We start from the raw sequence: 17,559 nt of genomic DNA, 5'->3' as shown, positions 1-17,559 counted from the left end.
GAGCGGGGAGGTTACCGGCGGAATCGTCTCATCGGGTGGACGAGACGTTTCCGCAGGCAGGAGCCACGCACTAGGCTGCGGCCGTGGCTGATATCGAGATTCCCGCTGACATCAAGCCCGCCGACGGTCGTTTCGGCGCGGGCCCGTCCAAGGTGCGGACGGAGGCGCTCGACGCCCTGGCCGCGACCGGTACCTCCCTCCTCGGCACGTCCCACCGCCAGGCCCCGGTCAAGAACCTGGTCGGCAGCGTGCGCGACGGCATCCGGGAGCTCTTCTCCCTCCCCGAGGGCTATGAGGTGATCCTCGGCAACGGCGGCTCCACCGCGTTCTGGGACATCGCCACGCACGGCCTGATCGAGTCCAAGTCGCAGCACCTGTCCTTCGGCGAGTTCTCGTCGAAGTTCGCCAAGGCCGCGAAGCTGGCGCCCTGGCTGGCCGAGCCGACGGTGATCTCCTCCGAGCCGGGCACCCACCCGGAGCCGCAGGCCGAGGCGGGCGTCGACGTCTACGCCCTCACCCACAACGAGACCTCCACCGGTGTCGCCGCGCCCGTCAAGCGCGTCGCGGGCGCCGACGAGGGCGCGCTGGTGCTGGTGGACGCCACGTCCGGCGCGGGCGGCCTGCCCGTGGACATCGCCCAGAGCGACGTCTACTACTTCGCCCCGCAGAAGTCCTTCGCCGCCGACGGCGGCCTGTGGCTGGCGGCCTTCTCCCCGGCGGCCCTGGAGCGGGCGGCGCGGATCCACGCGTCCGGGCGGCACGTCCCGGAGTTCTTCTCGCTGCCGACCGCGATCGACAACTCCCTGAAGAACCAGACCTACAACACCCCGGCCCTGTCCACCCTGTTCCTGCTGAACCAGCAGCTGGAGTGGCTCAACGGCCAGGGCGGCCTGGACTGGGCGGTGCGGCGCACGGCGACGTCGGCGCGGACGCTGTACGGCTGGGCCGAGGCGTCCAAGTACGCGTCCCCGTTCGTCGCGGACCCGGCGAAGCGGTCGGCGGTCATCGGCACGATCGACTTCTCGGACGACGTGGACGCGGCGGCCGTCGCCAAGGCCCTGCGGGCCAACGGCATCGTGGACACCGAGCCGTACCGCAAGCTGGGCCGCAACCAGCTGCGGGTGGCGATGTTCCCGGCGATCGACCCGGCGGACGTCGAGGGGCTGACGGCGTGCGTGGACTACGTCATCGAGCGGCTGGGCTGAGGCCGGTTCCCTTTGGCGCGTCCCACCCGGGGCGGTGGGGCGCGCCGAGGCTGTGCCGCAGCTCTTCCCACGTCGCGGGCCCGACGACGCCGTCGACGGTCAGAGCGCGCCGCTTCTGGAAGGCCTTGACGGCGTCCTCGGTACCGGCGTCGAAGGTGCCCTCGGACGCGTCCCCCGGGTCGGAGTCCCCTCGGCCGAAGTCGAGGTAGCCCCAGAAGTCGAGGAGGCACTTGGCCTCGCGGACCACGGTCCCGTGGTCGCCGAGACGGACGGTCTCCGGCGTCGGCCGGCCGTCGAACCCGCACGCCACGCCTTCGACCGGCACCTTCGGAACGCTCTCTTCCGCCGAAGCGGCCGTGGTCGCCGACGCGGCCGTGGTGCCGAGGGCGGTGGCGCCGGCGAGCAGCGCGGAGACGAGCGCGGTGGACGCGGTTAAGCGACGTAGAGATCTCATGATGACGCACCCCTTTTGATGTGGTGTGTCCCGCTGTGGGACAGGCCTTGAGCCTAGAGATCGCCAACAGGGGTGGCCAAGCGAATTACGAGCCCGCGCCGGAGCCCGTACGCCGCCGGAACAGCCACCGGAGACCCAGGCCCAGTACGGCCACGACGGCGAGGGCGCCGGCCCCGATCGTCAGGGGACGGCCGTCGCCGGCGGAGTCCGCGTCGCCCGCCTGTTCCGCGCCCCCCTTGCTCTTCCCGTCGCCCTTCTGCCCCTTCGCGGCGCTGTCCGGCAGGAGATCGTCGCTGAGCTCGATCGGGACGACCTTGCTGCGGGCGCCTTCCGAGCCGTACATCAGCGTCCGGCCGTCGGGCGTGAACGCCACCGACTCGCCCTGGCGTTGCAGGGGCACGACGGGACGGCCGAGCTCCTTCACCGGCCGGCCGTTCTCCCAGCGGTACACGCGGGCGTCGAAGTAGCCGCGGACGACGAGCCGGGTGCCGTCGGGGGAGAACGCCCCGTCCGTGGCCCACACGTCGATGTCGGCGACGCGGCGGAAGGTGTTCACGCCGGACGCGGAGAGCCGCTCCGGGGCCTCGTACAGGGCCCCCTTCCCCGACTGCTTCTTGCTGACGATGTAGACCCGGCCGGTGCGCGGGTGGACCATCAGGGACTCGGCGTCGCGCGGCCCGTCCTCGTAGCGGACGGTGTACGTGGTGGGGGTGACCGTGATGTCGCCCGTGAGCTCCTTCGGCTCGGGGAAGCGGTAGACGCGGACGTCGGGCCAGGTGCCGCCGAGGTTGTCGCCGATGTCGCCGAGGTAGACGTTCCCATCGGGGCCGATGGAGATCGCCTCGACGTCCCGGGCGTCGACGCCGTCGAGCGTCACCCTGGCGACCGTGCGCCCGGTGCGGCTGTCCACGGCGTAGGCGTACGGGCCGTCGCCGCTGTCGTTGTGCGTCCAGTAGACGCCGGGGTGGGCGCGGCTGGCGGCCAGACCGCTGGACTCCTTGATGCGGGAGTCCTCGACGGTGAAGCCGGAGGGCGTGCCGCTGCCGCTCTCGTCGGCGTGCGCGGGCGTGGCGCCCGGCCAGAGGAGCAGGGCCGATGCGGCGATCACCGGAACGGCGACGGCTGGGCGGAAGGGACGCATGCCCCAAGCCTGCCATCGCACGCGGCCCGGACCGGCGCGACAGGGCCTACGCGACAGGGCCGCCTACGCGACAGGGCTTACGCGACAGGGCTTACGCGAGTCCGGCGGCCGCGCCGAAACCGGTGAGCATCGCGTCGACGGCGAAGCCGAACCGTTCGGCGTCGTCGGTGCCCGCTCCGGTGCCGGCCGCTTCGACGACCAGTGGGTAGCGCTCGCAGTCGAGTTCGGCGAGCCAGGCGCTGGTGCCGGGGGTGGTCTGGGCGGAGTGCTGTGAGGGTCGGGCGTCGGCCTCGGCGGCGGTGTGGCCCACGACGAAGAGGGAGAGGGCGTTGAGGGTGTCGACGGCCGGGCCCAGGGCGAAGCCCGCCGAGGTCAGGGTGCGCAGCCCGCGCTCGACGGCGTCGAGCGTCGCGGGGGTGACGGCGGGGCGGCCGGTGATCAGGGGAAGGACGCCGGGGTGGCGGAGCAGGGCCGCGCGCAGGGAGTCGGCGTAGGCGCGCAGGAACGTGCGCCAGTCCGTCACCTCCCCGTCCCCGAGTGCTTCCCCGAGGGCGCTCCCGGGGGCGTCCCCGGGGGCGTCCCCGGGGGCGTTCCCGGGGCCTCCGGGGAGGGGCAGGGCCTCCGCGAACACCCGCTCCACGAGGCCGTCCAGCAGGGCGTCCTTGTTGGGCACGTGGTGGTAGAGGGTCATGGCCTCGACGCCGAGCTCGGCGCCCAGCCGGCGCATCGTCAGCGCCGCGCGCCCCTCGCGGTCGATGAGCCCCAGGGCGGCGTCCAGGACGATTTCCCTGGTCAGGCCCGCTCGTTCGCCTCGGGTGCGCTTGCTCGTCATGGATCGGCCTTCGTTCGGCGTTGACTTTCTTACATCGTAAGGGCAGGGTGGTCGACGGCGAACTCTTACGACGTAAGAAGCGTGAACGGGGATGGCGATGATGACGGCGATGACGATGTCGGTCGTGCAGGACAACAAGCAGGTCGTGAAGGACTTCTTCCGGGCGGTGAACGAGCGGCGTGTCGCCGACTTCCCGCGCTATATGGCGGCCGATGTCATCGACCACAACAAGATCATTTATGGCGAGCCGGACGAGCCGGGTGCGGCCTTCGACGGATTCCGGCAGCAGTTGGAGGCGTTCGGTGCGGTCGGGATGGCCCCGCAGCAGCTCATCGCCGAGGGCGACACGGTGGTGGCCCGGCTGACCGTCACCGGTACGCACACGGGCCGGCATCCCCGGATGCCGGAGCCGACGCACCGCTCGTTCGAGGTGGAGCAGATCTGGATCTTCACGCTGAGGGACGGCCTGATCTCCGAGATACGCGCGGTGAGCGACCGCCTCGGCATGTTCCTCCAGCTGGGCTGGGACTGGCCGACGGCGGACTGAGTCATGCGCGACGGGGGCTCCGCGTGGGCATGCTGTGGGAGCCGCCGGATCTCCTGACCGAGGACGAGGAGTACGCCATGCTCACAGCGACACACGTACCGGGCGGACCCAACTGGCTGGGCCTCACGACTCCGGACACCGCCGCGTCCGCCGCCTTCTACGAGGCCGCTTTCGGCTGGACGTACGAGCCCGTGGGCCCGGAGGAGCGGGGGTTCGGGCTGTTCCGGCTGGCCGGGAGGGTCGTGGCGAGCTGCGGCCCGTCGGTGGAGCCCGGGGCGGCGGGGGAGTGGCAGATCTACTTCCGTACCGTGGACGCCGAGGCCACGGCCAAGGCCGTGGAGCAGGCGGGCGGTACGGTCCGCTTCCCGGCCCACGACGTCCTGATGGCCGGCCGGGCGGCCGGGTTCACCGACCCGACCGGAGCCCGCTTCGCCGTCTGGCAGCCGCGCGAGGTCGACTCCCTGGACGCGGTCAACACCGCCGGCGCGCTGTGCTGGACCGAGCTGTACACGACGGACGCGGCCGCCTCCAAGGCCTTCTACGGAGCGGTCTTCCCCTGGGACACCAGCTGGGAGATCGAGGTCGGCTCCCACGTCCTCGCCGTCATCTGCTCCTCCGGGGCCGGCCGGGAGGCTCAGCACGGCGCCGTCATGCAACTGCTCCCGGAGAACCTGGCAGCGGGTTCACGCTCCGAATGGCACCCGTACTTCGCGACCCGCGACTGCGACGGCGTGGCGACGGCGGCGGCGGAGCGCGGCGCCGAGACGCTCATCCCGCCCATCGACGTACCGGGCGTGGCCCGGGTGGCGATGTTCCGCGACCCGTTCGGATCGGTGTTCGGGGTGATGCAGGCGAACGCGCGGACTGCCGAAGGCCGCTGAGACGGGGCCACCGCCGACGGGGGTGCCGTGATGGGCACTCCCGCCGACAGGGAACGAACCGGACCTCAGCCCTTGATGTCCGCGTAGCCGGGGATCTCGCGGGGGTCGCGGGGACCCGGGCCCACGTAGTGGGCCGACGGCCGTACAAGACGTCCCGTGCGCTTCTGCTCCAGGATGTGCGCGCTCCAGCCCGCCGTGCGGGCGCAGGTGAACATCGAGGTGAACATGTGCGCCGGGACCTCGGCGAAGTCCAGCACGATCGCCGCCCAGAACTCGACGTTCGTGGCCAGCACCCGGTCGGGGCGGCGGTTGTGGAGCTCCTCCAGGGCCGCCTTCTCCAGGGCCTCGGCGACCTCGAAGCGCGGGGCCGCCAGCTCCTTGGCCGTACGGCGCAGGACGCGGGCGCGGGGGTCCTCGGCGCGGTAGACGCGGTGGCCGAAGCCCATGAGGCGCTCGCCCTTGTCGAGGGCGCCCTTGACGTAGGAGACGGCGTCGCCGGTGCGCTCGATCTCCTCGATCATGCCGAGGACGCGCGAGGGCGCGCCGCCGTGCAGCGGCCCGGACATGGCGCCGACCGCGCCCGACAGGGCCGCCGCGACGTCCGCGCCGGTGGAGGCGATGACGCGGGCGGTGAAGGTGGAGGCGTTCATGCCGTGCTCGGCGGCGGAGGTCCAGTAGGCGTCGACGGCCTTGACGTGCTTGGGGTCGGGCTCGCCCCGCCAGCGCTTCATAAAGCGCTCGACGACCGTCTCCGCCTTGTCGATCTCCCGCTGCGGCACCATCGGCAGTCCCTGGCCGCGGGCCGACTGGGCGACGTACGACAGGGCCATCACGGCGGCCCGGGCGAGGTTGTCGCGGGCGGTGGCCTCGTCGATGTCGAGGAGGGGTTTCAGGCCCCAGACGGGCGCGAGCATCGCCAGCGCGGACTGCACGTCGACGCGGATGTCGCCCGAGTGGACGGGGATGGGGAACGGCTCGGCCGGCGGAAGCCCGGGATTGAAGGCGCCGTCGACCAGCAGCCCCCAGACGTTGCCGAAGGAGACGTTGCCCACCAAGTCCTCGATGTCGACGCCTCGGTAGCGGAGGGAACCGCCTTCCTTGTCGGGTTCGGCGATCTCCGTTTCGAACGCGACGACTCCTTCGAGTCCGGGGACGAAGTCGGACATCAGGCGGCTCCTCATGATGTGTGCGACAAGCGGCTGCCGACCGGCGGACCGTCCGGGGTCTCCGGGGGCCGGCCATGGGTCGGACGAGGTCAAAGGGGTTGGGCTTGCGTCTGTTGCTTTCCGGTGGGGGTGGTGCTTCCGGTGGGGTGGTCCCTCCGGTGGGGGGTGGTGCGCTCCGGTAGGAGTGCCGGGGCGGTTACGCGGCAGCGTGCGCGGCTCGCGGTCCGTTCCGGTCTACCCGGTCATGCCCCGTGCGGCTGTACTTCACCCCGGACATCACCCGGCCTCCGCAGAAGTACGGTGCCGGGACCGGGGCCGGACACGATAGCCGGTGCTGCCGGGAAGCCACAGCTGTCCACCGGTGATTTTGGGGGGTTCGAGGCTTGCGGGGAAGGTGACGTCCGGCACACCGAAGTTTCCGCTGGTGACAGGGTTATGGGGCGAGAATCCGGGCAGGAGCCACGGTCCACCCAAGGCTCTGACGGCTCCGTGCTGCAAGATGTGCACGTGTCCCACGCCGACGACTTCACACCCGACGACGACGCCTACGACAGCGATGACGGGCTCGAGTACGGACTCGCGTTCGATCTCCAGCACGACCTGGCCGCCATGCGGGCGCACTACCGCTTCGCGGGCCTGTCCGAGGCGGAGCTCACGGCCGATCCGTACGAGCAGTTCGCGCACTGGTTCACCGAGGCCGCCGCGAGCGAGCTCCACGAGCCCAACGCCATGGTGGTGTCCACGGCGGACGCCGCCGGGCGGCCCAGTTCCAGGACCGTGCTGCTCAAGGCGTACGACCGGCGGGGCTTCGTCTTCTACACCAACTACAACTCCCGCAAGGCCAGGGAGATCGCGGAGAACCCGCATGTCTCCCTGCTGTTCCCCTGGTACCCGCTGGCCCGTCAGGTCGTCATCACCGGTACGGCCGAACGGGTGTCACGCGAGGAGACCACCGCGTACTTCCGGGCGCGCCCCTACGGTTCGCAGATCGGCGCCTGGGCGAGCGAGCAGTCGACGGTGGTCGCCTCCCGCGCCGAACTCGACGCGGCGTACGAGCGAATGGCCGCCCGCCATCCGGAGGGCGAGCCGGTGCCGGTGCCGCCGCACTGGGGCGGCTTCCGGGTGACGGCGGAGACGGTGGAATTCTGGCAGGGCCGCGAGAACCGGCTGCACGACAGACTCCGGTACACCCGCACGGAGAAGAACGGCTGGCAAGCGGACCGCCTCTGCCCGTGAGCAACAGAACACGAGCGAAACGCAGACGGCCCGTGGGCTGCTACCGCCCTCCGCCTGATGGCGGGACGACGGTGCCGAGCGGACGACTCGGCGGCCCACGGACCGGGTGACTGCTTGGGATTGGCCGGCACGGCCGGCGCTGCGTAGTAACGCGACGACGGGCGCTAGCCCGCAGTCACCTCACGCGTCCGGAAAGAAATCATGTCCCGAACCACCTCCCTTCTCGTGTGCCTCACAGCCTAGGAACGGCCGCTCGCCCCCGGCAACCGAATTTCCTTGGGCATCGATTTCGGCGAAGTCGGTGTGGGGTGCGCCGGGGTCGAGTTGAATGCCGGTCGTGCAGGACTTGCAGGGCACGCGGACACGTCCAGCGGGGGGTATCTCGTGACGGCTCCACACCAGCCCGGCCCCACCGGCCACCGGGCGGCCCCGGAGAGCGAGGACCACGACCTCCTGGTGGCGCTTCTCGACGGCATGGACGCGGCACTGTGCGCGTTCGACGCCGACGGTCACGTCACCCACTGGAACCGCGAGGCCGAGCGCATACTCGGCTGGACGCCCGACGAGGCCGTGGGCCGACGGGGCCTGGGCGGCTGGGCCGCCCGCGAGGCGGACGCCGAGGAGGTCACCGGGCGGCTGCTGGGCGTGATGAACTCGGCGGCCCGCCAGGTGGACGAGTTCGCGCTGCTCACCAAGGACGGCCGGCGGGTGCTCGTCCGCGTCCAGTCCTCCGCCGTGCCCGGCACGGACGGCAGACCGGCGGGCGTGTACTGCGCGTTCAGCGAGGTGCACACCCAGATCGACCTGGAACGGTCCGTCGCGCTGAGCGAGGCGCTGTTCGGCGACGCGTCCTGGGGCGTGGTGCTGGTCGACGCCGACCTCCGCCCGGCCCTGGCCAACGCCCACGCCGCCCGCGCCCTGCGGACGAGCCGTACGGCCCTGCTGGGCCGCCCCCTGGGCGAACTCCTCGACCAGGGCGTGGAGGAAGTGGAGAGCGCCCTCCAGCACGTCCTGGCGGCCGGCGCGCCGCCCGCGCCCACCGAACTGTGGGTGACCGTCCGCGACCACGGCGGCGGCCCCGCGCCCGTACCGGAACGACGCTGCTGGCGCAGCGGTTTCCTGCGGCTGGCCACCCCGCTGGTCGAGGAACCCGTCCCCCTGGGCGTGGCCTGGCTGTTCCTGGACGTCACCAAGGCCCGGCTGGCCGAGCAGGAGAGTGCCCGGCTGCGCTTCCGGGGCAGCCAGCTGCACCGGGCGGGACGGGCGGTCGCGGAGTGCGAGGACCCCATGGAGGCCGCGGCCCTCTACATGGACTTCGCCCTCGCGGGCTTCGCCGACCACGCCCTGATCGACCTGCTGCCCGAGCCCCGGCCCGTCCCGGAGGGCCCGTTCCGCCTGATCCGCGCCGCGGCGACACCCGCCTGGGCGCCCGGCCAGGGCCCGCTGACCTCCCCCGGCGGCGTCCCCGTGCCGTACCTGGACGGCCATCCGGCCCTCCAGGCCGTCGAGCGCTGCGGCTCGGTACGGGCGGCGGCGGACCGTTCGGAGAACTGGGCCGCCGCCCGCAAATGGCCCGACGGCACCCGCCACGCCCTGTCCACGGCCCTCCGCAGCCGGGGCCGGACGGTGGGCGTGGTCACCTTCCTACGAGGCGGCTCCCGCCGCGCCTTCGACCGCGCGGACGCGATCTACGCGGAGGACATCGCCTCCCGAGTGGCGGCGTCGATCGACCTGGCGGTGGCCACGACGGCGTGAGCGGGGCCGTCCCGCCCCACCACAGTCGACATCGCAACAAACGTCAGTGCCGAAAGAAGATCCGATCCCCGTACTCCTCCAGCACCCGCCCGTTCCACTCGTGCCCACCGTCCACGTTGCCCGAGCGCAGCATCGGCGGGTCGATGCCGCGCTCGGCGAGCTCCCCGGCCGCCGCGGCCATCACGGCCTGCATCACGGCGCTCGCCACGACCGTGGACGCGGGCCCGAAGGGCGCCGCGATGCCCTCGGCCGTCAGTTCCGCGTCCCCGACCGTGATCTTGGTGTCGACGACGACGTCGCAGTGGTCCTTCAAAAACGTTCCGGACACATGGCGGGATCGGGTCTCCTCGGCATAGGCCACGGACGTGACGCCGATGACCTTGAGACCGAGGGCGCGGGCGTTCATGGCCATCTCGACGGGCAGCGAATTGCGCCCGGAGAGGGAGATGACGACGAGGACGTCGCCGGGTCGCGCGGGGCTGGTGTCCAGGACCGCCCCGGCCAGCCCGTCCACGCGCTCCAGCGCGCTGCCCAGCGTGGCGGGCATGACGTCGATGCCGACGGCGCCCGGCACGGCCAGCAGGTTCACCAGGGCGAGCCCGCCCGCGCGGTAGACGACGTCCTGGGCGGGGAGCGAGGAGTGCCCGGCGCCGAAGACGAAGACCCGGCCGCCGGCCGCCACGATGTCGGCGATCATGGCCCCGGCGTCCGCGACGGGCCCCGCCTCCTCGTCGCGCACCCGCCGCAGCAGGCCGATCGCGGCGTCGAAGAACTGCCCGGCCGGCTTGCTCTCGCTCATCGCTGCGGGGCTCCTTGTCTCGGCATCTCGACCGGGCTCATCTCGACTGGGCTTGTCTCGACTTGGCTCGACATATCCGCTCGGTGTGTGCCCGGGGCGTACTCTCGTGGCGCGGATCACGTTGCGTGCTGGACCACGGCGCTGTCAATACGGACGGGGCGGGCGGAGGTGTGGGCGGTCCCGTTGTCGGTCCCATGCGTCAGAATTGAGTCCAGGGCCAGCGCACGACTTATCGAGGGGCACGGCATGTCCGGACTGATCGACACCACGGAGATGTACCTCCGCACCATTCTCGAGCTGGAAGAGGAAGGTGTGGTCCCCATGCGCGCCCGCATCGCCGAGCGGCTCGATCAGAGCGGCCCGACGGTCAGCCAGACCGTGGCCCGCATGGAGCGCGACGGACTGGTCACGGTCGCGGGCGACCGTCACCTGGAGCTCACGGCGGAGGGCCGGCAGCTGGCCACCCGCGTGATGCGCAAGCACCGGCTGGCCGAGTGCCTGCTGGTCGACGTGATCGGCCTGGAGTGGGAGCAGGTGCACGCCGAGGCCTGCCGCTGGGAGCACGTGATGAGCGAGGCCGTCGAGCGGCGGGTGCTGGAGCTGCTGCGCCACCCCACGGAGTCGCCGTACGGCAACCCGATTCCGGGCCTGGAGGAGCTGGGCGAGAAGGCCGAGGCCGACCCGTTCCTCAATGACGGCATGGTCAGCCTGATGGATCTGGAGCCGGGCACCGACGGCAAGACCGTCGTCGTGCGCCGCATCGGCGAGCCGATCCAGACGGACGCCCAGCTGATGTACACGCTGCGCCGGGCCGGTGTGCAGCCGGGCGCGGTGGTCAGTGTGACGGAGTCGCCCGGTGGAGTGATGGTGGGCAGCAGTGGCGAGGCCGCCGAGCTGGCTGCGGACATCGCCGCGCATGTCTTCGTCGCCAAGCGCTGACCTGCCTCGACGCCGGGCACGGACCGGCCGCGCCGGGTACGTATACCGCCTTACGTAAAGCTGCCGAGCCGCGGCGGAATCGGCGCGCCCGGGGCCGAGCCGTGCCACGCTGGCGCTGAGTGCCGAAATGCCGAAACGCATATGCGCGCGCAGCCGACCGGGGGGAGGGGCTGGGATGAGGCCGGCGGACCGGCGTCGACACGGAACCGGCGATGGAAGCGGCAGAGGACACGGAAAAGGGCCCCGGCGCCCTCACGAGCGGCCGGGGCCCCACCTCCCCGTTCTCCCCCATGGCGACCCGGAGCCCCGAGCTCCCAGGGTGCGCCGCGCGGACCTTCTTCCCCGAACGGTCCGCGCCCAGATCGATTTCTCCCCTGGCCACAGACGGTCAATCCTGCCGTCCGGTCACTCGAACGAGGGGTGTTGCGCGCGACAACGGTTCATTCGAATGGAAGTTCCATAGGGTGGAGCTGCTCGGGGGAGACGAGGGGGTGCCAGGGCTCATGGTGCGGCGTATCGAGGTGACGGGGAGCGGCGGGGTGCGGCTCGCCGCCTGGGAGTTCGCCGATCCGCCGAAGGCCGGCGGCCGCGGACGGTACGGCGGCGGCCCGGTGCCGGGCACCGATTCCCGGGCGGGCGGGGTGCTCCTCCTCCACGGCCTCCTGGGCCGCGCCGCGCACTGGGCGCAGACGGCCCGCTGGCTCTCCACGCGCTATCGCACGATCGCCCTCGACCAGCGCGGCCACGGCCGTAGCGACAAGCCCGTCAGCGGCCCCTATGTCCGGGAGGCATATGTCGCCGACGCGGAGGCCGCCATCGAGCAGCTGGGCCTCGCGCCCGTCACCCTGATCGGTCACGCGATGGGCGCCCTCACGGCCTGGCAGCTCGCGGCCCGCCGGCCCGACCTCGTCCGTGCCCTGGTCATCTGCGATATGCGCGCCTCGGCCCTCGGCGCGGCCACCCAGCGCGAGTGGATCCAGTGGCTGGGCTCCTGGCCGGTGCCGTTCGCCACCCTCGCGGACGTACGGAAGTGGTTCGGCGAGGACGATCCGACGCTGGAGCGGCCCGCCCCCAGCCGCGGGGATTTCTACGCGGAGGTGATGGCCGAGCGCGCCGACGGCTGGCGGCCGTTGTTCTTCCGCCGCCAGATGCTCCAGGCCCGCGAGGGCTACGCCCATGACGCGCACTGGGAGGAGCTGGCCCTCGTCGAGTGCCCGACGCTGGTCGTCCGCGGGCTGGACGGCGCGCTGGGCCGGGCCGAGGCCCAGGAGATGGTCCGGGTGCTGCCGCGCGGCCGCTACGCCGAGGTGCCGGACGCCGGCCACCTGATCCACTACGACCAGCCGGACGGCTGGCGGCGCGTGGCCGAACCCTTTCTGGAGGCGGCTGTTCCGGCGTAGGGACGGCGTAGGGACAAGGCCCTGGGGCAAGGCTCTCCCCATTAATTCAACAGGCGTTGACATATCCGTATGGGCGGGTGTGCACTGGTAGTACGAGCCGAGCCCCGGCCGTGCCACAGCGATTCACCGGGAGCCGTCATGACCTCCGCACGCGTCCCATCCGCCCCGTCCGGGTTCACCGCGGACGTCCTGGTCGTAGGGGCCGGCCCGACCGGCCTCCTCCTCGCCGGCGATCTCGCCGCGGCGGGAGTGCGGGTCGTGGTGCTGGAGAAGCGCGCCGAGGAATCCAACCTCACCCGCGCCTTCGGCATCCACGCGCGCACCCTGGAGGTGCTCGACGCCCGCGCGCTCGCCGAGCCGCTGATCGCGACCGGCACGTTCCTGCCCGGACTGCGGCTCCCCGGCGGCTCCCGCGTGGAGATGACCTCCCTCGACAGCCGCTTCGCCGGCGTCCTGATCACCCCTCAGTACCAACTGGAAGGGCTGCTGGAGAAGCGCGCGCTCGCGGCCGGCGCAGACATCCGGCGCGGCACGCGGGTCACCGGGCTGCGGCAGGACGCGGAGGGCGTCGACGTGGACGTGGCGCCCGCCGAGGAGGGCGGGGAGCCCGTCACCTACCGGGGCCGCTATGTCGTCGGCGCGGACGGGGTGCGCAGCGCCGTCCGCGAGGCGATCGGGATGCCCTTCCCGGGGCAGGCCGTCCTGCGCTCGGTCATGCTCGCCGACGTACGGCTGGACGCCGCGCCCACCGAGGTGCCCGCCTTCAGCGGCACGGCCGACGGCTTCGCGTTCGTCGTCCCCTTCGGCGACGGCTGGTACCGGGTCATCGCCTGGGACCGGAGCTCGGATCTGCCCTCCGGCGCCCCCGTCGACTTCGAGAACCTCAAGGCCGTCACCCGGACCGCCTTCGGCAAGGACTTCGGCATGCGCGACCCCCGTTGGACCTCGCGCTTCCACAGCGACGAACGCCAGGTGCCGCGCTACCGGGACGGCCGTGTCTTCCTGGCGGGCGACGCCGCGCACGTCCACTCCCCGGCCGGCGGCCTGGGCCTCAACGCGGGCGTCCAGGACGCCGCCAACCTCGGCTGGAAGCTCGCCGCCGTCCTCGCCGGCCGGGGCGGCGAGCGCCTCCTCGACAGCTACCACGAGGAGCGGCACCCGGTCGGCGCGATGGTGCTGCGCATCAGCGGCGCCCTCGTCCGCACGGCCATGGCGTCCACACCGCTCACCAGGGGCGTGCGCAACGCGGTGGGCACCGTGGCGCGGGTCGCGCCGTTCGCGGTGCGGCGGGCGGCGCTGTACGTCTCCGGCATCGGCATCCACTACCCGGCCCCGCCCGGCTCCCACCCGCTGACCGGCCGCCGCGCGCCGGACCTGCCGCTGGCGGAGCTGGACGGGCGCCCGTCGCGGCTGTACGAGGCGCTGCGCGCGGGGACGTACGTACGGGTGGTGCCGCGAGGGGTCGAGGTGAAGGACGAGCCCGCCGTCACCACCGTGACGCGGGCGGACGCGCAGCGGGTGACGCTGCTCGTGCGGCCGGACGGATACATCGAGGCCGTATCGGAGGAGTGAGCCTTGCGCCTCGAACGCCGGACGGGCTGAATCCGGCCCGCCCGGCGTGGGCCTACCCCTTGCTCACCGCCGTGAGGATCTCCGGCAGTCGTTCCAGCATGCGCGGTGCCGCCAGGCGCAGCCCCGCCCAGGTCGTCAGGACGCCGTAGGCCGCTCCCAGCGGGAGCACGATCCACAGCCAGCTGTGCGCGTCCGCGATGTGGAGGCCGATCGCCAGCGCTCCCAGCGGGGCGCACAGGACCGCGCCGATCAGGGCGCCCAGCATGCCGAACCAGGCGAGGGCGCCCTGGCCGGGGGCGACGTTCTTGAAGCCGCTGTCCTGGGGGATCGAGTACGGGGCCAGGACCGAGGCCAGGGCGCCGGTGGCGAAGAGGGCGCCCAGGAGGGCGAAGGACATGCCCAGGACCTCGGCCCAGTCCTGCCACTTGCCGGTGAAGTACGCCGTGCCGGTGACCACGACGACCACGTACGGGACGGCGATCAGCGAGAAGGACAGGGCGCGGGCGCGCAGTTCGGCGTAGGCGTCGCGGCGGGAGCCGATGGTCTGGAGGACCATCCAGAAGGCCGGGCCGTCCTGGCCGAACTGGTTGTACATCTGGAGGCCGAGCATGGTCGGCGCGAACATGGCGAACCAGATGTTGGACATGCCCTGCGCCGCGTTGACGATCGGCACCAGCGCGCCCACCGCGAGCCCGGAGACCCAGGAGGCCTTGGTCTTGGGGTCGCGCCAGATGTACCGCAGCGAGCGGTGCATGACGGTGCCCGTGCGGCCGGCGGGCAGCAGCCGGGCGAGGCCGGAGCCGTCGGCGCGGGCCTTCTCGGGCTTGGTGACGGAGGCCGCGCCGAGGGTGGAGGCGTCGCCCGCGGTCATGACCTTCGTCAGGCCCCGCTGCCACCACCACAGCACCGCGGCGAGCGCGACGGCGGTCAGGGCCAGCCCGGTGGCGGCACGCCCGTACGCGCCGTCGCTCGCGGCCCGGACGGCGTCCAGCGCGGAGCCCGGCGGGATCCAGCGCAGGACGTCGGCCACGGACTCCAGCTTGCCCATGCCGGCGCCGTTGAGCTTCTGCATGGCGAGGCTGAGGAGCTGTCCGCCCACGGCGATGAGCAGGCCGCTCAGCAGGGCCAGGTCACGGCCCTTGCGGCTGGTCAGCAGGCGGACGTTGGCCGTGGCCACGGCCCGGGCCAGGGCCAGGCAGACCAGCAGGGCCAGTGGGACGGCCAGGATGCCGACGGCGAAGGCGGCGGCGCCATGGGCGCTCGCGATCACGGCGCCGATCAGCACCATCACGGTGAACACCGGGCCGATGCCCACCAGGGCCGCGGCCAGCAGGCCCGCCATCATCGGGGTGGGACGCAGCGGCAGCATCACCAGCCGGCTGGGGTCCATGGTCTCGTCGCCGCCGGGGAAGAACAGCGGCATCACCGCCCAGCCGAACGCCAGCAGGGCCGCCGTGCACACGGTCAGGGCGCCGACGTGGGCGTGTCCGCGCAGCGCGATGAAGCCGAGGAGCTGGAGCGCGGCGTAGAGCGAGACGATGACGAGGGAGGTGATCCAGACGGCCTTGCGGCCGGAGGACTGCCGCAGCCCGTTGCGCAGCAGCGACAGCTTCAGCCGGACGAAGACGGCGGTGGAGGCCTGGATCGTGGCCGTCGTGGCCGGAGAGGAGGCGGTGGTGGCGCCGGGGACGGAGGGGGTGGTGGCCGTGCTCATCGGGCGCCGCCGCCGAGCCAGTCGAGGTTGTCGCCGTCCGAGTGCCCGCGCATGCCGACGAGCTCCAGGAACGCGTCCTGGAGGGTCGGCGCGTCGCCGCGGACGTCCGCGAGGGGGCCCTGGGCGCGGATGCGGCCGCCGGCCAGTACGGCGACCCAGGAGCACAGCGACTCCACCAGTTCCATCACATGGCTGGAGAAGACGACGGTGGCGCCCGAGGCGGTGTAGCGCTCCAGGACCTTGCGGATCGTCTGGGCGGAGACCGGGTCGACGCCCTCGAACGGCTCGTCGAGGAAGAGGACTTCGGGGTTGTGCAGCAGCGCGGCGGCCAGGCCGATCTTCTTGCGCATACCGGTGGAGTAGTCGACGACGAGCTTGTTCTGCGCGCCCGCGAGGTCGAGGACGTCCAGGAGCTGGGCGGCGCGCTTGTCGACCTCGTCACCGGGCAGGCCGCGCAGCCGCCCGGTGTAGGCGAGGAGTTCACGCCCCGAGAGGCGCTCGAACATCCTCAGCCCCTCGGGCAGCACTCCGATGCGGGCCTTGACGGCGGCCGGGTCCTGCCAGACGTCGGCCCCGCCGATCTCCACCCGGCCGGAGTCCGGGCGCAGCAGCCCGGTGACCATGGAGAGGGTGGTGGTCTTCCCGGCGCCGTTGGGGCCGACCAGGCCCACGAACCGGCCCGCGGGTATCTCCAGATCGATCCCGGCGACCGCCACCTGCTCGCCGAACCGCTTCCACAGTCCTTCGACGCGGACCGCCGGTATGCCGGTCTCCGTTGTCGTTTCCCGTCCCACGTGCTGTCCCTCAAATCCCCGAGTGCTGTTCCGGGGGACGAGCACCGCCCTGCCCCCGGTTCCACCCTAGGGCCGCGTCGAGGGGCGGGGGCATGAGGTTTGTCAGGAGTTCGCGGGCTGCCGGCCGGCGGTGCCGCCCGCCCCGGCCCCGCCAGCCGTTGTCCCGACGCGCCACGCGCCGGTCAGCGGCAGCTCGCCGGGGCGGTGCCCCGGCCGCAGGCGTAGGCGAGGGCGCTGACCAGCTCCTCCGCGTCCGGCAACCAGCGGTTGGCGGGCGTGGGCTGACGGGCCCACTGGACCCGGCCCCGGTTGCCGATCCGGGAGGGGGGCGCGACGACGTAGCCGCCCTCGCCGTGGGCGACCAGATCCAGCGTGGCGGGGGACCAGCCGAGCCTGCGGGCGTGGTCGGCGACCTTCAGGGAGCCGCCGGGCAGGACGAAGAAGAGCATCCGGCGGAAGGGCGTGCAGGTGACCGGGCCGAGCTGGATCTCCATCCGCTCCATGCGGGCCAGCGCCAGGAAGCCCGCCGACTCGGAGACCTCGAGCGCGTCGAAGGTGCGGCCCGTGGGCAGCAGGATCGAGGCGCGGGGCTGCTTGGTCCACATCCGGCGGGCCGTGGACGCGCTCCCCGTGGCCTGGGAGGCCCAGTCGGGCCGGGACGGGTGGGCGCCGGGGGCGGGGCATTCGTACTCCCCGCACGAGCAGCGCTCCCGTCCTTCGACGGCCTCCAGCCAGGTGCCCGGAATAACGTCCCAGTGCCGGTCCTCCGCGTATCTCACGGCGGCGTCGAGCACGCGCTCGCCGCGCTGTTGGGGAATGTGCGGGGCTCCTACTCCGATGGTCTCTTCCACGTTCAACACAACTCCCCTTGACATCAGGGGTTACGGCAGCGGCACAGGCTAGTTGCAACTGCCGGTAACAGCACGCGGGGCGCACGGATGCATGTACGGGGGCGCAGGCGAGGGTTCGCCGCCGCGAAGGGGTAGCCACCTGGGCGGCGGTTGACGGCGAAGTCCACCGAGGCGGTGGCTACGGGCGTGGATCGCCGCGATTGGCGCGAATACCGGCAAGTCCTGCATTCTCCGGATATCCAGGGGGCAAAGATCACGGGAGAGAGCGTTCAC

At 72.4% G+C, this 17,559-nt stretch carries 16 protein-coding genes; 8 read left to right on the top strand and 8 right to left on the bottom strand.

What is annotated here, in order from left to right:
- Positions 1 to 83 precede the first annotated feature (83 nt).
- A complete protein-coding gene (gene serC, locus RM609_RS16855; RefSeq protein WP_311611715.1) occupies positions 84 to 1,205 on the top strand; it encodes a phosphoserine transaminase in 1,122 nt (373 codons plus the stop codon).
- Here serC and RM609_RS16850 read toward each other — a convergent pair.
- From RM609_RS16850 to RM609_RS16840, 3 genes are all read right to left on the bottom strand, one after another.
- Positions 1,186 to 1,659 carry a peptidoglycan-binding domain-containing protein gene (locus RM609_RS16850; RefSeq protein ID WP_311611713.1) on the bottom strand — a complete coding sequence of 158 codons (474 nt, stop codon included), beginning with the start codon at positions 1,657 to 1,659 and terminating at the stop codon, positions 1,186 to 1,188. The genes serC and RM609_RS16850 overlap by 20 nt on opposite strands.
- A gap of 85 nt (positions 1,660 to 1,744) precedes the next feature.
- The gene (locus RM609_RS16845) at positions 1,745 to 2,800 is read right to left on the bottom strand and encodes a hypothetical protein (protein ID WP_311611712.1); all 1,056 of its coding nucleotides are present in this window, start codon (positions 2,798 to 2,800) and stop codon (positions 1,745 to 1,747) included.
- A 91-nt stretch (positions 2,801 to 2,891) separates the two neighbouring features.
- Positions 2,892 to 3,632, bottom strand: a complete 741-nt coding sequence (locus tag RM609_RS16840) for a TetR/AcrR family transcriptional regulator C-terminal domain-containing protein (RefSeq protein ID WP_311611711.1) — start codon at positions 3,630 to 3,632, stop codon at positions 2,892 to 2,894.
- A gap of 91 nt (positions 3,633 to 3,723) precedes the next feature.
- On the opposite strand from RM609_RS16840, the gene RM609_RS16835 reads away from it, so the two are divergent.
- On the top strand, positions 3,724 to 4,179 hold the full coding sequence (locus tag RM609_RS16835; protein ID WP_311611709.1) for an ester cyclase: 456 nt from the start codon (positions 3,724 to 3,726) through the stop codon (positions 4,177 to 4,179).
- Positions 4,180 to 4,208: 29 nt separating this feature from the next.
- Positions 4,209 to 5,060, top strand: a complete 852-nt coding sequence (locus RM609_RS16830; protein WP_311611827.1) for a VOC family protein — start codon at positions 4,209 to 4,211, stop codon at positions 5,058 to 5,060.
- Positions 5,061 to 5,125: 65 nt separating this feature from the next.
- On the opposite strand, the gene RM609_RS16825 is transcribed toward RM609_RS16830, so the two are convergent.
- On the bottom strand, positions 5,126 to 6,226 hold the full coding sequence (locus tag RM609_RS16825; RefSeq protein ID WP_311611707.1) for a citrate synthase 2: 1,101 nt from the start codon (positions 6,224 to 6,226) through the stop codon (positions 5,126 to 5,128).
- A gap of 507 nt (positions 6,227 to 6,733) precedes the next feature.
- Between RM609_RS16825 and pdxH the strand changes: the two genes are divergently transcribed.
- Together pdxH and RM609_RS16815 are read left to right on the top strand one after the other, a co-directional pair.
- Positions 6,734 to 7,462, top strand: coding sequence for a pyridoxamine 5'-phosphate oxidase (pdxH, locus tag RM609_RS16820; protein WP_438828463.1), 729 nt, complete (start codon positions 6,734 to 6,736; stop codon positions 7,460 to 7,462).
- 384 nt (positions 7,463 to 7,846) lie between these two features.
- Positions 7,847 to 9,217 (top strand): PAS domain-containing protein, encoded by a 1,371-nt coding sequence (locus RM609_RS16815; protein WP_438828462.1) that lies wholly within the window; start codon positions 7,847 to 7,849, stop codon positions 9,215 to 9,217.
- Between the two features lie 43 nt (positions 9,218 to 9,260).
- On the opposite strand, the gene RM609_RS16810 is transcribed toward RM609_RS16815, so the two are convergent.
- On the bottom strand, positions 9,261 to 10,016 hold the full coding sequence (locus tag RM609_RS16810) for an SIS domain-containing protein (protein ID WP_311611706.1): 756 nt from the start codon (positions 10,014 to 10,016) through the stop codon (positions 9,261 to 9,263).
- A 246-nt stretch (positions 10,017 to 10,262) separates the two neighbouring features.
- Between RM609_RS16810 and RM609_RS16805 the strand changes: the two genes are divergently transcribed.
- From RM609_RS16805 to RM609_RS16795, 3 genes are all read left to right on the top strand, one after another.
- A complete protein-coding gene (locus RM609_RS16805; protein WP_311611704.1) occupies positions 10,263 to 10,955 on the top strand; it encodes an iron-dependent transcriptional repressor DtxR in 693 nt (230 codons plus the stop codon).
- 503 nt (positions 10,956 to 11,458) lie between these two features.
- Positions 11,459 to 12,355, top strand: a complete 897-nt coding sequence (locus RM609_RS16800) for an alpha/beta fold hydrolase (RefSeq protein WP_311611703.1) — start codon at positions 11,459 to 11,461, stop codon at positions 12,353 to 12,355.
- 138 nt (positions 12,356 to 12,493) lie between these two features.
- Entirely contained in the window at positions 12,494 to 13,927 is a 1,434-nt protein-coding gene (locus RM609_RS16795) for an FAD-dependent monooxygenase (RefSeq protein WP_311611701.1), read from the top strand.
- Between the two features lie 52 nt (positions 13,928 to 13,979).
- Here RM609_RS16795 and RM609_RS16790 read toward each other — a convergent pair whose 3' ends face one another.
- The 3 genes from RM609_RS16790 to RM609_RS16780 all read right to left on the bottom strand — a co-directional run bounded on the left by RM609_RS16790 (position 13,980) and on the right by RM609_RS16780 (position 17,286).
- Positions 13,980 to 15,641 (bottom strand): transporter, encoded by a 1,662-nt coding sequence (locus tag RM609_RS16790; protein WP_311611699.1) that lies wholly within the window; start codon positions 15,639 to 15,641, stop codon positions 13,980 to 13,982.
- On the bottom strand, positions 15,638 to 16,435 hold the full coding sequence (locus RM609_RS16785) for an ABC transporter ATP-binding protein (RefSeq protein WP_311611698.1): 798 nt from the start codon (positions 16,433 to 16,435) through the stop codon (positions 15,638 to 15,640). Before RM609_RS16785 ends, RM609_RS16790 begins: the two co-directional genes overlap by 4 nt.
- A gap of 182 nt (positions 16,436 to 16,617) precedes the next feature.
- A complete protein-coding gene (locus tag RM609_RS16780) occupies positions 16,618 to 17,286 on the bottom strand; it encodes a bifunctional DNA primase/polymerase (RefSeq protein WP_438828461.1) in 669 nt (222 codons plus the stop codon).
- Positions 17,287 to 17,559: the final 273 nt, after the last annotated feature.

The organism is Streptomyces hesseae (genome assembly GCF_031845785.1).
Lineage (GTDB): Bacteria > Actinomycetota > Actinomycetes > Streptomycetales > Streptomycetaceae > Streptomyces > Streptomyces hesseae.
The sequence above is the reverse complement of the archived record's forward strand: the minus strand, read 5'-3'. Positions and strand labels throughout refer to the sequence as shown.